The organism is Litorihabitans aurantiacus (assembly GCF_030161595.1).
Lineage (GTDB): Bacteria > Actinomycetota > Actinomycetes > Actinomycetales > Beutenbergiaceae > Litorihabitans > Litorihabitans aurantiacus.
Genome location: NZ_BSUM01000001.1, coordinates 726,041 through 740,496 on the forward strand (window position 1 = coordinate 726,041; position 14,456 = coordinate 740,496).

Consider the following 14,456-nt stretch of genomic DNA (forward strand, 5'->3'; position numbering starts at 1 on the left):
CGGTGCCCGGTGTCGTCTGGATCGCGCTCGTCGTGGTCGTGGGCCTGGTGCTCGCGCTCGCGGGGGTCTTCTTCCTCCGCCTGCGCACCCTGGGTCACCGCGTCGGCTCGTTCGAGTGCGCGCTGCGCACGCCCACGGGTTGGGCGTCCGGCATCGCCCACTACGGTGCCGACTCGCTGCACTGGTACCGCCTGATCTCGCTGGACCCGCGCCCGGACCACTCGTGGTCCCGGGCGCGGTTCCACGTCCGCAGCCGCGACGCGCGGGACCCCTCGGCCGCCGTGACGCCGTCGCGCATCTTCGAGGTGTCGTGCGAGGTGGACGGCCGCGAGTTCGTCCTGGCCATGCGGTCGGGGCAGTACTCGGGCCTGTCGTCGTGGCTGGAGTCCCAACCCCCGAGGGAGATGTCGCTGTGAGGATCGTCGTGGCCACGTGCGCCGTCGACTACTCCGGCCGGCTGTCCGCCCACCTGCCGCTCGCCCCGCGCGTGCTGATGGTGAAGGCTGACGGATCGGTCCTCGTCCACTCCGACGGCGGCTCGTACAAGCCGCTGAACTGGATGAGCCCGCCCTGCACCCTGAAGGTCTCCGAGCCCACGGCGGATCAGGCCGAGCAGGGTGTGACCGTCGTCTGGACGGTGAGCGCCACCAAGACCGACGACAAGCTGGTCGTCTCGCTCCACGACGTCGTGCACGACTCCGCGCACGAGCTGGGCGTCGACCCCGGTCTGCAGAAGGACGGCGTCGAGGCCCACCTGCAGAAGCTGCTCGCGGAGCAGGTCGAGCTCGTGGGCACGGGTCACACGCTGGTGCGGCGGGAGTTCCCGACGGCGATCGGGCCCGTCGACCTCATGGTGCGGGTGCCGGGGCGCGCGGGGGCGGCGAGCGGTGCGAGCGCGGCGACCGGCGTCGGGGGAGCGGTGGAGGTGACGGTCGAGGTCGACACCGCAGCCACGAGCCACCGCCACGTCGCCGTGGAGATCAAGCGGCGCGCGACGATCGACGCCGTCGAGCAGCTCACCCGCTACCTCGAGCTGCTCAACCGCGACCCGCACCTGGCGCCGGTGCGCGGTGTGCTGGCGGCGCAGAGCATCGCTCCCCAGGCGCGCACCCTCGCGACCGACCGCGGCATCGACTGCCTGCTGCTGGACTACGACGCGATGCGCGGCGTCGACGACCCGGACTCCCGCCTCTTCTGACCGCGGGCGGGCCGGCGGTCGGGCGATCCGACGCTGGTGCCGAGAACGCCCTGTGCGGCTCGGACCGCGATCTCGAGCCGCACCCGCCGTTCTCGCCTCGAACGAGGTCGACCGAGAACGCTCTGCGCTGGTCGGACGGCCATCTCGAGCAGCACAGGGCGTTCTCGTCGACGGGGGCCGGCGATCGGGGTGCCCGGGGTGGTTGGTGGGCTGGACGGCGGGTGGGCCGGCAGATGGAGCGGCGCGTAGGGTCGGGGCATGGGTCGCCGGTCGAGCAAGCGTGCGTACGGCAGCGAGCACGTGCCGCTCGACGTCGACCGCCTCACCCAGGGGTGGACCCGCGGTGAGACCACCGGCGACGGGCGCGCCTGGAAGGTCCGCAGCACCGGCGGGAGCGAGAAGTCCTACCGCTGCCCGGGCTGCGACCAGATGATCCCGCCCGGCACGCCGCACACCGTCGCGTGGCCGGACGACCACCTGCTCGGTGCGCAGGCCGGGCTCGAGGACAGGCGCCACTGGCACACCTCGTGCTGGCGCAGCGGTCGCCGCCCGACCCGTCGCTGAGGCGCCCGCCGCCTTATCGAGGTGACGGCACCCCGCGCCGTCGGGCACAGTGCAGCGGTGGGCCACATCGACCTCAGCCAGATCACCTACTCCCTCCCCGACGGCCGTCCGCTGCTCGGCGGCGTCGACCTGCGCGTGGGGGAGGGCCACCGGATGGCGCTGGTGGGCCCGAACGGCTCGGGCAAGACGACGCTCTCGCGCATCCTCGCGGGCGACCTGCTCCCGGACGACGGCGCCGTCGTGCGCACCGGCGGTCTCGGCATCATGCGTCAGTTCATCGGCTCCGTCCGCGACGAGACCACCGTGCGCGAGCTGCTGATCGGCGTGGCCCCGGAGCGCGTGCGCGTCGCGGGACAGGCGCTGCTGGCGGCCGAGGACCGCATGCTCACGGTCGACGACGAGCCCGCGCAGATGGCGTACGCCCAGGGGCTCGCGGACTGGGCGGACGCGGGCGGCTACGAGCAGGAGACCGTCTGGGACATGTGCACCAGTGCGGCGATGTCGCTGCCGTTCGACCGGGCCGAGCACCGCCGGGTCTCGACGCTCTCGGGCGGCGAGCAGAAGCGGCTGGTGCTCGAGGCGCTCCTGCGCGGTCCGGACGAGGTGCTCCTCCTGGACGAGCCGGACAACTACCTCGACGTGCCGGGCAAGCGGTGGCTCGAGCGCGCGCTGCGCGAGTGCGGCAAGACCGTCCTGCTCATCAGCCACGACCGCGAGCTGCTGGACCAGGTCGCCACGCGCGTCGCCACCCTCGAGCCGGGTGCGGCCGGCGCGACCCTCTGGGTGCACCCCGGACCGTTCGCCACGTACGCGCAGGCGCGCGAGGACCGCAACGCGCGGCTGGAGGAGCTGCGGCGCCGCTGGGACGAGGAGCACGCCAAGCTCAAGGCGCTGGTGCTGATGTACCGCACCAAGGCGTCGGTCATGGACACGATGGCGGCCAAGCTCCAGGCGGCCGAGACCCGCCTGGCACGGTTCGAGAAGGCGGGCCCGCCCGAGGCGGTGCCTGACGTGCAGCAGGTGAGCATGCGCCTGCGCGGGGGCCGGACGGCGAAGCGCGCCGTCGTCGTCGAGGGCCTGGAGCTCACCGGCCTGGCCGGGGCGTTCGACGCCGAGCTCTGGTTCGGCGAGCGCATCGGCATCCTGGGGGCGAACGGCACGGGCAAGAGTCACTTCCTACGGCTGCTGGCTGCGGGCGGCTCCGACCCCGACGTCGAGCACCGCCCCGTGGGGGACGTGCGGCCCGAACCCGTGGCGCACACCGGCGTCGTGCGACTGGGATCCCGCGTCCGTCCGGGCTGGTTCGCCCAGACGCATGCCCACCCCGAGCTGATGGCGCGCACGCTGCTGGAGATCCTGCACCGCGGCGACGAGCACCGGGCCGGGATGGCGCGCGAGCAGGCCTCCCGCACGCTCGACCGCTACGGCCTCGCGCGCTCGGCCGAGCAGACGTTCGGTTCGCTCTCTGGCGGCCAGCAGGCGCGGTTCCAGATCCTCCTGCTCGAGCTCTCGGGCGCCACGCTGCTCCTGCTCGACGAGCCGACCGACAACCTCGACCTCGCCTCCGCCGAGGCCCTCGAGGCGGGGCTCGACGCGTTCGAGGGCACCGTCGTCGCCGTCACGCACGACCGCTGGTTCGCGCGTGGCCTTGACCGCTTCCTCGTGTTCGACGGCGCGGGTGCCGTCAGCGCCAGCGACGCCCCGGTCTGGGACGTCGCCCGCGCCGCGCGCTGACCGGCGCCGGGCCACGTGCGTAGGCTGGGAACCGATGAGCACCACGATCGGACCGCTGAGCATCCTGCCCGCCGCGCGCGAGGACATCGAGCTCCACACCGCCGACGGCCTGACTCTCGTGGGGGAGGTGGCGCGGCCCGCGGGGGCGACGCCCGCGGCGACGCTCCTGACGCTGCACCCGCTGCCGACGCACGGCGGCTACATGGACAGCCATGTGTACCGCAAGGCCGCGTGGCGGCTGCCAGCGCTGGCGGACGTCGCCGTCGTGCGCTTCAACACGCGCGGCACCTCGAGCCCGCGCGGCACGAGCGAGGGCGAGTTCGACGGCGGTGACGCCGAACGCTTCGACGTCGCCGCGCTGCTGGAGTACGGCGAGTTCCACGACCTCCCGCGGCGCTGGCTGGTGGGTTGGTCGTTCGGGACCGAGCTGGTGCTCAAGCACGGCGCCGACCCGAGCATCGAGGGCGCGATCCTGCTGTCCCCGCCGCTGCACCGCGCGACCGACGCCGACCTCGACGCGTGGGCCGCGTTCGGCAAGCCGCTGGTCGTGTTGGTCCCCGAGCACGACGACTACCTGCAGCCCGACGCCGCGCGCGAACGGTTCGCGCGCATCCCGCAGGCGCGCGTGATCGCGGGCGAGGGCATGAAGCACCTCTGGGTGGGGGAGACCGCGGTCCGCTGGGTGCTCGAGCAGGTCCTCGCCGTCGTCAACCCCGCGGCGCTGCCGCTGCCGAGCGAATGGGACGGGCCCGTGACCACCGCACCGAAGGAGTGACCGTGACCGAGCAGACACCCCAGGAGCCGCGGGTGCAGATCCCGCTCGTGCTGCTGCACGGCTTCCCGTTCGACGCGAGCATGTGGGACGAGGTCGTGGAGGACCTGGTCGACGACGGCGTGCCCACCATCGCACTCGACGCGCCCGGCTTCGGGCAGTCCGAGGTGCCCGACGGCGAGCCCAGCCTCGAGCTGGCCGCCGACGCGGTCGCGGCGACGCTGGACGAGCTCGGGGTGGATCGCGCCGTCGTCGCCGGGCTGTCGATGGGCGGCTACATCGCGCTGGCGCTCGCCGCGCGCCACGCGTCGCGCCTGGCCGGGCTCGCACTGCTGGACACCAAGGCGTCGGCGGACTCCGAGGACGCCCGGGCCAACCGGCTGCGCGTCGCGGACGCCGCCGAGGGGAGGCCGGCGCGGGCGCCGTCGCCCCGATGCTCACCAGCATCCTCGGCGAGACGGCGCTGAGCAGCGAGCCCGACGTCGTGGACGAGCACCGCCGCCGGCTCGCCGCGGCGCCGCCCGCCGGGATCGCGTGGGCGCAGCGCGCGATGGCCGCGCGGTCGAGCCGGTTCGAGGCGCTCGAGGACCTCGAGGTCCCCGGACTCGTCGTCCGCGGCGGCGAGGACGCCCTGTCCAGCCAGGACGACGCCGAGGCGATGGCCACCGCGATCCGGGCGAACGGCGGCGACGCCGAGCTCGTGATGATCCCGAACGCCGGCCACATGACCGCCACCGAGGACCCGAGCGCGACGGCGGAGGTGCTCGCCGCGTTCTGGCGGCGCTGCACCCGCTGACCTCCGTCTCGGCGGGCGCGGCCGGCCCTCAGCGCCGGTGGCGCTCGAGCGCGGCGGCCATGTCGATGGTCTCGCCGTCGCCCCCGCCCTCACCGACGATCAGCGGCGGCGGGAGCGGGCGCGGCGTGAGGCCGCGCAGCCGCTCGCGCAGGGTGAGGTCGGCGCGCAGCACGTAGAACCGGCCGTCCGTGTCGAGGCCGACCGAGCGGTCGGCCTTGAGGTACCAGCCCTGCAGCCCGGTCCGCGCGCGACCGCCGCGGTAGCCCTGGACGACGAGTGGTTCGGGCGCGACGGCGTCCTGCGCGGCGGTGGCCACGAACGCGTCGATCAGCGCCTGCGCCCGTGCCGACTCCGCGGCACGCCGCTCCTGCAGCAGGCGCTCCTGCTCGGCAGCCGCCTCGCGGCGGCCGTCCGCCCAGCTCCCAGGCACGGACGGGGAGTCAGCGCGACGCGGTGGCGTCGGCGTGGTCGGAGGACTCCTCGGCGTCGGTGTCGGACTGCTCGGCGTCGGACTCCTCGGCGTCGGACTCCTCGGTGTCACCCTCGTCGACGACGGCGGGGAGCGTCTCGGTCGCGTCGCCGGCCTGCTCGCCGTCCTCGGCCGTGCCCGTCTCCTGCGCCGAGACCTCGGCGTCCTCGTCACCCTCGCTGGTCGACTTCTCGAGCGCCGCCGCCGCCTCGTCAGCCTTGGCGATGAGGCTCGCGTCCGGCACGCTGCTGGACCCGAGCAGCCCGCGCAGCTCGTCGAGGTAGGTGGAGATCGCCTCGCGCTGACGCTCGAGGTCGGCGACCTCGTCCCGCACCGAGCCGAGCCGGCGGTCGGCCTCCTCGCTCGCGGAGCTCGTGGTGCGGTCCGCCTGGTCGACGGCGTCCTCGACGATGCGCGTCGCCCGGTCCCGGGCGCTCGCGAGGGTGTCGCGCGCGCTCGCCTCGGAGGAGGAGGTGATCTGCTCGGCGCGCGCGAGCGCGTCGACGACCCGCTCCTCGGCGTCGGCCACACGCCCCTCGGCGTCGGTCACCAGCTGGTCCGCGGCGGCCTTCGCGGCGGCGTGGATCTCGCCGTTCTCCGTCTCGGCGGCCTCGCGGCGGCGCGCGACGTCGAGATCGCCGTCCGCCTTGGCGCGGGCGGCCGCCTCGAGCAGCTCGTCGGCCTGCTCCTGGGCCTGCGCGAGCGTCTGCTCGGCGGTGCCGCGCGCCTGGGCGAGCAGCGCGTCGGCCTCGGCGCGGGCCGAGTCGCGCGTCGTGGTGGCGTACGCCTCGGCGTCGGCGCGGGCGGTGCGGGCCGCCGCCGTCGCCGTCGCGACGATCTCGCGCGCCTCGGTCTCGGCGGCCACGCGCAGCTCGGTCGTCTCGCGCAGCACGAGTGACTCGCGCGCCGCGAGGTCGCGCTCGAGCGTGGCGCGCCGCTCGGCGACCTCCGTCTCGAGCGCACCGCGGATCCCGCGCGCCTCGCGCTCGGCCGAGGAGACGAGCTCACCGGCGGTCAGGGCGGCGCTGCTGCGCACGCTGTCGGCCTCGGTCGCGGCCGAGGTCGTGGTGTGCTCGGCCTCGGACCGGGCGGCGGCGAGCTGGTCGGCCGCCTCGCGCTCGGCACGGTCCAGCAGCTGCGTCGCGTCGGCCTCGGCGCGCGAGGTGATGACACCCGCCTTGGTTGTCGCCTGGGTCACGACGTCGGTGCTCTGCTCCTCCGCCGAGCGCAGGAGCTGCTCGATCCGGGAGCCGAGACCGGCGTAGGTCGGGGCCTCGGTCTCGCTCAGCGCGCGCTGCGTCTCCGACAGCTGGCCGGACAGGCGCAGCGACTCCGCGTCCGAGCTCTCGACCTGCCGCCGCGCCTCGTTCAGGGCGCGCACGAGGTCGTTCACGTGCTGGTCCACCTGCGCGCGGTCGTAGCCCCGCAGGACGACGGGGAAGGCGGTGTGCTCGTCGGTCATCAGGGGATGTCCTTCGCGGGTGAGGAGGCAGATCCGTACTCGCCAGCCTATCCGGCCGGGCACCACCGGTACCCTGGATCGCGCGCTCGGCCCGCCCGGGCGCAGGTCTGATCGGTCCCCGTGCGCCGCGCGGGAGGGGAGAGGAGAGACGCACCATGGTTCGTCGCATCACCGGGATCGTGGTGGCGCTCCTCGGCATCACCGCCATCGTCCTCGGCGTCCTGTCGGCGACGCAGTGGCGCACCTCCGACACCGTGACGGCGACGTCGCCGTCCGCCGACGTGCCCTTCGTCGTGGTCGAACCCGGGGTGGCCGGGGTCAACGCGCCCGACGTCGACGTGCGCATCACGGCCGCGGACCCCGAGCAGCAGGTGACCCTCATCACCGGGCGCGACGTCGACGTCGACGCCTGGCTGGACGGGCTCGCGCAGCAGCGGCTCACCGACGTCGTGGACTGGGAGACGTTCGTCGTCACCGACGTCGAGGGCGAGAGCGCCGACGTCCCCTCGCCCGTCGGCAGCGACATGTGGACCACCACCGAGCAGGCCGCCGGTGAGCTCGCCTTCTCCCAGGAGGTGGCGCAGGACCGTCAGGTGATGCTCGTCGTGCGCGACGGCGCCGAGGGCCCGGCCCCGACCGTCTCCTTCACGTGGCAGCGCGAGGTCACGACCCCGTACTACGAGCCGCTCGTGTACGGCGGCGCGGCCGGCGTCGTCGTCGGCCTGGCGCTGATCGCCTGGTCGTTCGTGAAGCGCCGCCGCCCCGCCGCGGAGACCGCGGGCGAGCCGGAGGCGGCTGCGGCGGCTGCCGAGTCCGGTGACGACGGCGACGCCACCGCGCCCGTCGCACCCGACGGCGCGGAGGGCGTCGCGGTCGACGACGCTCCGACCACCGTGCTCGGTGCGGTGCCCGCCGCGATCGCGACGGAGAGTGACAGCCACGATCCGCCGACGGCGGAGACAGCGGTGCTGACGCGCCGCCAGCGCCGCGAGCTGCGCAACTCCGGCGTCGAGGTCGACGGCCCCGGTGCCTACGACGGTCTGCGGGAGCGTCTCGCGGCGGTCGACGTCGAGCGCATCGCCTCCGACATCGCCCCGGCGCAGGAGAAGTCGCCGCCGACCGACGCCCCGGACGCCTACCCCGGCTGGCTCCGGGCGCAGCAGGCGGCCGAGACCGACGGCGACGGGGAGTCCGAGGTCGACGGCGACCGCACTGGGACCGCCGTCGGCGAGACCGGTGCCGAGCCGGAGGGGCAGCCGGTCCGACCCACCTGGAGCCAGCGCTGGGGCGTCGCCACCACCGGTTCGATCCCCGTGACCGTGGCTGGGGAGCCGAGCGACGGCGGAACGCCCGAGGAGCCGAGCGACGGTGAGACCCCCGTGGACCCGACCGACGCCGGCGACACGGCCGACGACACGGCCGACGACACGGGAGACGTCGCGACACCACCCGACCCCGACGACGCCGACCAGACCAACGAGACGCAGGAGGACGACCGATGAGCGAGATCCGCCGTCGCCGACTCGCGCTCGGGGGAGCGCTGCTCGCCGCCGCCACCGCGCTGACCGCGTGCGCGCCCGAACCGGCGCCCGAGATGACCACCCCGCCGCCGCCGGAGTTCGCACCGCCCGCCGTGACGGAGGAGCGTGCGCAGGAGATCCTCGCCCAGGTCGAGGAGCAGATCGCCGCGGCGGACACGTCGGGCGACGTCGAGCAGATGCGCGGGCGCGTGACCTCGCCCGCGATCGACTTCCGCCAGACGCAGTACGCCCTGCAGACGGCCACCGGCGGCGCGCAGACCCCGGTGCCGCTGGCCACGGACTCCGACATCTTCGTCGTCACCGCCACCGACACCTGGCCCCGTTCGATCCTCGCGGTCTCCGACGTGGTCGAGGGCAGCCCCGTCCGGCTCTACCTGGGCCTGGTCCAGGACGCGCCCCGCGACCCCTACCGCCTCGTGGCGTGGTCGCGACTGCTGCCCGGCGTCCAGACCCCGACCTTCGCGACGGCGGAGATCGGGTCGGCACCGATCGCCGACGACCAGTCCGAGCTCCGGGTCACCCCCACCGACGCGCTGGCGCAGCTGGCGGACGTCATTGCGAACCCCGGGAGCGAGTTCGCCGCCGGCTTCGGCGAGGACCCGTTCCGCCTCGCGATCAACGCGGAGGCCGACGGCCTGCGCCAGGCGATCGGCGAGCTGGGCGAGGTCGGCAGCGAGGCCGTCGCCGGGGAGCCGGTGTTCGCGATCGCGACCGCCGACGGCGGGGCACTCGTCATGGGCGTCGTCGAGCAGGCCTACACCCTGCGCAAGACGGTCCCCGACGCGACGGTGACGCTGTCGCCCGAGTGGTCGGCGTTCGTCGGGGACGAACCCCTGGACGCTGCCGCCCGCGCGACGTACCGCCAGATGGTCACCCTGTCGATCCCGCCGGCCGACGCCGACACCCCGATCCAGGTCCTCGGCGCCGAGCGCGTGCTCGCGTCGGTGGAGCGGGTCGAGTAGGACCCCGCACCACACCACGCCGGTTCCACGACACGCCGGTCCCACCACGAGCCCCGCACCGACCGAGAGGCACCCGCAGTGACCCAGCCCCACTTCGATCCGCGCGGCGCGATCGACCTGTCCTCGCTCCAGAAGCCGACCCCGGCGCAGGAGCGCGCCGCAGCCGCCGCCGAGGCCACCAGGGCCGCCGCGCCCGCCGGCGTGATCGTGGACATGACCCCGGAGACCTTCCAGCAGGTCGTCGAGGGTTCGGCGAGCGTGCCGGTCGTCGTCGCCATCGGGGCCTCGCGCACCGCGGCGGGGGAGAAGATGACGCCGCTGCTCGAGGCGGCCGCCGTGCGGTACGGGGGGCGCTTCGTGCTCGCCCGCGTCGACGCCGACGCCCATCCCCAGGTGGCGCAGGCGTTCGGTGTCGAGGGTGTGCCGTGCGCCGTCGCCGTGATCCAGGGGCAGCCGCTGCCGCTGTTCCAGGGTGCCCCGGCCCCCGAGCAGGTGGACCAGGTGCTCGAGCAGGTGCTCGCCGCCGCCTCGCAGGCGGGGGTGACCGGCGTCGTCGCCGGTGCCGAGCAGGCCGACGCCCAGCCGGAGCCCGAGCCGGAGCCGGAGATCCCGCCGCTGTTCGCGAAGGCGTACGAGGCGATCGAGGTCGACGACTTCGACGGTGCGGCGGCCGCCTACACCCAGCACCTGAACGAGAACCCCGGCGACCGGGACGCGAAGGCCGGCCTCGGCCAGGTCGCGCTGATGAAGCGGCTGCACGGGGTGACCGACCCGGTCGCCGAGCTCGAGAAGGCCGAGGCCATGGGGCCCGCGGCGCTCGACCTCCAGCTGCACGCCGCCGACATCGAGATGGCCGCCGGTCGGGTCTCCGCCGCGTTCGACCGGCTCATCGCCGTCGTGCGCGCCACCCGGGAGACCGAGCGGGAGACCGCCCGCAAGCGCCTCGTGGAGCTCTTCGAGCTCGTCGACCCCCAGGCGGACGAGGTCAAGGCGGCCCGCCGCAACCTGGCGCTCGCGCTCTTCTGAGGCGCGGCGCCCGCCCACCGACGAGAACGGGCCCGATCTGCAGCATCCGCTGCGGATCGGGCCCGTTCGGGTACCGGGTCCTCAGTCCTCGACCGGCTCCCGCACCAGCCACACGGCGCCGAACGCGGGCACGCGCAGCGTGGCGGAGTGCGCCTCACCGTGGTGGCTGTGCTCCACCGCCTCGACGGAACCCAGGTTGCCGACGCCCCAGCCGCCGTACAGGTCGGCGTCGGTGTTGAGAACCTCGGTCCACCGGCCACCTCCCGGCAGGCCGACGCGGTAGTCCTCGATCGTCTGGCCCGAGAAGCTCTGCACCACGATCACGACGTCGTCACCCGCCGTGCGCTGGAACGCCAGGACGTTGCGATCGCCGTCGTTCGCGTCGAGCCAGCGGAAGCCGGCGGGGGAGAAGTCCTGTCCCCACAGCGCGGGATGGTCGCGGTACACCTCGTTGAGCCGGCGGACCAGCTCGGCCACCCCGCGGTGGCCCGGGTCGTCCATGTGCCACCAGTCGAGGCCGCGCTCCTCGTTCCACTCCGCGCTCTGGGCGAACTCCTGGCCCATGAACAGGAGCTGCTTGCCCGGGTGGGCCCACTGGTAGGCCAGCAGCCCGCGCACGCCCGCGAGCTTCTCGCGGTGGTCGCCGGGCATCTTGCCGTAGAGCGAGCCCTTGCCGTGCACGACCTCGTCGTGGCTCAGCGGGAGCAGGAACTGCTCCGAGAACGCGTAGACCAGCGAGAACGTCAGCTCGCCGTGGTGGTAGCGGCGGTTGATCGGGTCCTCGTGGACGTACCGCAGCGTGTCGTTCATCCAGCCCATGTTCCACTTCAGGCCGAACCCGAGGCCGCCGGCGCTCGTGGGCGTGGTGACACCGGGGAAGGACGTCGACTCCTCCGCGATCATCACGGCGCCGGGGGCGACGCGGTAGGCGACCGCGTTCGCCTCCTGCAGCAGTGAGATCGCCTCGAGGTTCTCGCGGCCGCCGTGCACGTTCGGCTCCCACTGGCCGGCCTCGCGCGAGTAGTCGAGGTAGAGCATGGAGGCGACGGCGTCCACGCGCAGCCCGTCGACGTGGAACTCCTGCAGCCAGTAGGCGGCGTTGGCGACGAGGAAGTTGCGCACCTCGGTCCGGCCGAAGTTGAAGACGTAGGTGCCCCAGTCCTTCTGCTCGCCGCGGCGGGGGTCGGGGTGCTCGTACAGCGGCGTGCCGTCGAAGCTGGCCAGCGCCCACGAGTCCTTGGGGAAGTGGGCGGGGACCCAGTCCATGATCACGCCGATCCCGGCCTGGTGCAGCCGGTCGATCAGGTGGCGCAGCTCGTCCGGTGAGCCGAAGCGCGCCGTCGGGGCGTAGTAGGAGGTGACCTGGTAGCCCCAGGACCCGCCGAAGGGGTGCTCCGCGAGCGGCATCAGCTCGACGTGGGTGAAGCCCGTCCACGTCAGGTACTCCACGAGCTGGTCGGCGGCCTCGAGGTAGGTGAGGTCCTTCTTCCAGGAACCGAGATGAAGCTCGTATACCGACATCGGGCCGGAGTGCGGGTCGGTGGCGGCGCGCGCCGTCATCCACGCGTCGTCGCCCCAGGCGTAGCTGCTGGCGGTCACGACCGAGGCGGTCGACGGCGGGACCTCCGTCGCGCGGGCCATCGGGTCGGCCTTGTCGCGCCACACGCCGTCGGCGCCGCGGATCTGGTACTTGTAGCGCGACCCCTCGCCCGCGTCCGGGACGAAGACCTCCCAGACGCCGGTCGACCCGAGCGAGCGCATGGCACCCGCCGGACCGTCCCAGCCGTTGAAGTCGCCGATGACGCGCACGGCGCCGGCGTTCGGGGCCCAGACGGCGAACGACGTGCCGTGCACCTGGCCCAGCGCGCTGTCGAACGTGCGCACGTGCGAGCCGAGCACGTCCCACAGCCGCTCGTGCCGGCCCTCGCCCAGGAGGTGGCGGTCGACGTCGCCCAGCGTGGGCAGGAAGCGGTAGGGGTCGTCGACGACGCTCGCGGCGCCGTCGTAGACGACCTCGATCCGGTAGTCGGGGACCTCCTCGGCCGCGAGCGCGGCCACCCAGATCCCGTCGACCTCGTGCACGGCCTCGACCTCGACGACGTCGCCGGTCGGCCGCAGCACGCGGTAGGTCACGGACTGCGCGAGCGGGCGGCGCGTGCGGAACGTGACGACGCCGTCGGTGACGTGGGCGCCCAGCACGTCGTGCGGGAGGGGGTGCTCCCCGCGCGCGAGCGCGCCCACCGTTGCGTGGTCGACGGGCTGGGGCTGGGCGTCCGGGGTCGCGGTCGGGGTCGCGGTCGGAGTGGTCGGGGCCGCCGGGGTCGTCGGGGTCGCCGGAGTCGTCGGCTCGGCGGGGGTGGGGCCGGTGGGGTCCGCGTGGGGAGTGGTCACTGCGGTTCCTTCCGTGGTGGCGGGAGGGGCGACGTCGACCTCGACGTCCGGGAGGAGTCGGTCGAGCGCCGCGAGGGGGATCGGGAGCCAGTCGGGACGGTTGCGGTTCTCGTAGACGACCTCGTACAGGGCCTTGTCGAGCTCGAGCGCCCGCAGGAGCGGGTCGTCGGCGAGCGACCCGCCGTCGACCGTGCCGCTGGCCAGAGCCTCGCTGTAGCCGTCGAGGAACGCGGCGCTCGCCGCCGAGACCCAGTCCCGGGCCGGCGTCCCCGCGTGCTCGGCGCTGCCACCCGCGTAGTCGAACGAGCGGAGCATGCCCGCCACGTCGCGCAGCGCGAGGTCGGGCAAGGACCGCTCGGCGAGCGGCCGCATCGGCTCGCCCTCGAAGTCGATCGCGAGCCAGCGGTCTCCCGCGTGCAGCACCTGGCCGAGGTGGTAGTCGCCGTGAACGCGCTGCAGGTCGGGCCAGCTGACCAGGTGCTCCAGCTGCGCCAGCGCGGCCTCGATCACCGCGCCGCGCGAGGCGAGCTCGGGGACCTCGGCGACCGCCGTCGCCGCACGGGTGCGCAGGCTCGCGAGGACGCGGTCCCGCTCGGCGGCCCCCGTCGGGGACGTGCCGAGCGAGGATGCCAGCGCGGTGTGGATCCCGGCGGTCGCGACGCCGAGCTCGCGCGCCTGCGTCGAGAAGTCCTCCCCGGCCAGCGCCGCCCGCGACGCTACGCGCCAGGCGTCCTCGACGCCCGCCAGGAACTCCTGCGCGAACGCGAGGTGGCCGGCGAGGAGGGGGCACCGCCGTCGCCGTCGTCATCGCTGCTCGTGCCGGCAGGATCGCTCCAGACCCCGCTGACGTGCCCGAACACGGCGGGCACGTAGGGCGACCCGGCGCCGCTCAGCGTGCCGGCCACGACCACGTCGGGGTTGTCCCCGGCTGCCAGCACCCGGAAGAGCTTGACCATGATCGCGGGCATGACGACGCCCGAGGGCTCCGAGACCAGGCTGCAGATGAGCGAGGTGTTGGACTGCTCGCCCGCGAGCACGGTGTGCTCCACGAGGCGCAGGTGCGAGGCGTCGCCCGGGGTGTGACCGGCCACGCGCGGCTGCGGCGTGTCGCTGACGCTCGGGTCCTGCGCGGCCGTGCGGCCGGTCAGCAGGTCGAGGAAGGTGGCGGCGAAGACGGGGTCGTGCGCGCCGTCGTACACCCACCGCTCGCCGAGCACGCCGTGCTGGGTGGTCCCGACCAGGGCGCGACCCAGTCCGGGCGCCTCGGAGTCGCGGTACGTCAGCGGCACCTGGTAGACGACCGGTGCGGAACCGCTGTCGTCGGCCACGATCACCACGTGCACGCCCACCTCGCCCGCGGGGTCGTCGAGTCGGTATCCGCCGACCACGCGCAGCTGCGGTGCGCGGCCCTTGCCCGCGAACCACCGCTGCCGCGGCATCCACGCGGCGAGCAGCTCGAGGCGGCTCGGTTCCATCGTCGTGTCGTGGATCTCAGCCACGGGTGACCCCCAGCCAGAAGAAGTCGCGCGATCCGAACGTCA

Annotated in this window: 14 protein-coding genes; 10 read left to right on the plus strand and 4 right to left on the minus strand. The window is 74.3% G+C overall.

What is annotated here, in order from left to right:
• Positions 1 to 2: 2 nt before the first annotated feature.
• The 7 genes from QQK22_RS03400 to QQK22_RS03430 all read left to right on the plus strand — a co-directional run bounded on the left by QQK22_RS03400 (position 3) and on the right by QQK22_RS03430 (position 5,064).
• Positions 3 to 416: a DUF2550 domain-containing protein gene (locus QQK22_RS03400; RefSeq protein WP_284249412.1), complete on the plus strand. Its 414-nt coding sequence runs from the start codon at positions 3 to 5 to the stop codon at positions 414 to 416.
• A complete protein-coding gene (gene nucS, locus QQK22_RS03405) occupies positions 413 to 1,198 on the plus strand; it encodes an endonuclease NucS (protein ID WP_284249413.1) in 786 nt (261 codons plus the stop codon). Before QQK22_RS03400 ends, nucS begins: the two co-directional genes overlap by 4 nt.
• A gap of 258 nt (positions 1,199 to 1,456) precedes the next feature.
• Positions 1,457 to 1,762: a hypothetical protein gene (locus QQK22_RS03410; protein ID WP_284249414.1), complete on the plus strand. Its 306-nt coding sequence runs from the start codon at positions 1,457 to 1,459 to the stop codon at positions 1,760 to 1,762.
• A 57-nt stretch (positions 1,763 to 1,819) separates the two neighbouring features.
• Positions 1,820 to 3,496, plus strand: coding sequence for an ABC-F family ATP-binding cassette domain-containing protein (locus QQK22_RS03415; RefSeq protein ID WP_284249415.1), 1,677 nt, complete (start codon positions 1,820 to 1,822; stop codon positions 3,494 to 3,496).
• A 34-nt stretch (positions 3,497 to 3,530) separates the two neighbouring features.
• Positions 3,531 to 4,271 (plus strand): alpha/beta hydrolase, encoded by a 741-nt coding sequence (locus QQK22_RS03420; protein WP_284249416.1) that lies wholly within the window; start codon positions 3,531 to 3,533, stop codon positions 4,269 to 4,271.
• A 2-nt stretch (positions 4,272 to 4,273) separates the two neighbouring features.
• Entirely contained in the window at positions 4,274 to 4,735 is a 462-nt protein-coding gene (locus QQK22_RS03425) for an alpha/beta fold hydrolase (RefSeq protein WP_284249417.1), read from the plus strand.
• On the plus strand, positions 4,702 to 5,064 hold the full coding sequence (locus tag QQK22_RS03430; protein WP_284249418.1) for an alpha/beta fold hydrolase: 363 nt from the start codon (positions 4,702 to 4,704) through the stop codon (positions 5,062 to 5,064). The genes QQK22_RS03425 and QQK22_RS03430 overlap by 34 nt, the downstream gene beginning before the upstream one ends.
• Before the next feature lie 28 nt (positions 5,065 to 5,092).
• On the opposite strand, the gene QQK22_RS03435 is transcribed toward QQK22_RS03430, so the two are convergent.
• Together QQK22_RS03435 and QQK22_RS03440 are read right to left on the minus strand one after the other, a co-directional pair.
• A complete protein-coding gene (locus tag QQK22_RS03435; RefSeq protein WP_284249419.1) occupies positions 5,093 to 5,494 on the minus strand; it encodes a hypothetical protein in 402 nt (133 codons plus the stop codon).
• Positions 5,495 to 5,504: 10 nt separating this feature from the next.
• On the minus strand, positions 5,505 to 6,995 hold the full coding sequence (locus tag QQK22_RS03440) for a DivIVA domain-containing protein (RefSeq protein WP_284249421.1): 1,491 nt from the start codon (positions 6,993 to 6,995) through the stop codon (positions 5,505 to 5,507).
• Positions 6,996 to 7,150: 155 nt separating this feature from the next.
• Between QQK22_RS03440 and QQK22_RS03445 the strand changes: the two genes are divergently transcribed.
• The 3 genes from QQK22_RS03445 (at position 7,151) to QQK22_RS03455 (ending at position 10,524) form a co-directional block, all read left to right on the plus strand.
• On the plus strand, positions 7,151 to 8,497 hold the full coding sequence (locus tag QQK22_RS03445) for a hypothetical protein (RefSeq protein ID WP_284249423.1): 1,347 nt from the start codon (positions 7,151 to 7,153) through the stop codon (positions 8,495 to 8,497).
• Entirely contained in the window at positions 8,494 to 9,498 is a 1,005-nt protein-coding gene (locus QQK22_RS03450; RefSeq protein WP_284249425.1) for a DUF8094 domain-containing protein, read from the plus strand. The genes QQK22_RS03445 and QQK22_RS03450 overlap by 4 nt, the downstream gene beginning before the upstream one ends.
• A 78-nt stretch (positions 9,499 to 9,576) precedes the next feature.
• Positions 9,577 to 10,524, plus strand: coding sequence for a tetratricopeptide repeat protein (locus QQK22_RS03455; RefSeq protein WP_284249426.1), 948 nt, complete (start codon positions 9,577 to 9,579; stop codon positions 10,522 to 10,524).
• Positions 10,525 to 10,605: 81 nt separating this feature from the next.
• Here the strand turns inward: QQK22_RS03455 and glgB are convergent, their stop codons facing one another.
• A complete protein-coding gene (glgB, locus tag QQK22_RS03460) occupies positions 10,606 to 13,425 on the minus strand; it encodes a 1,4-alpha-glucan branching protein GlgB (RefSeq protein ID WP_284249427.1) in 2,820 nt (939 codons plus the stop codon).
• Positions 13,426 to 13,631: 206 nt separating this feature from the next.
• Positions 13,632 to 14,414 (minus strand): maltokinase N-terminal cap-like domain-containing protein, encoded by a 783-nt coding sequence (locus tag QQK22_RS03465; RefSeq protein ID WP_284249428.1) that lies wholly within the window; start codon positions 14,412 to 14,414, stop codon positions 13,632 to 13,634.
• Positions 14,415 to 14,456 lie beyond the last annotated feature (42 nt).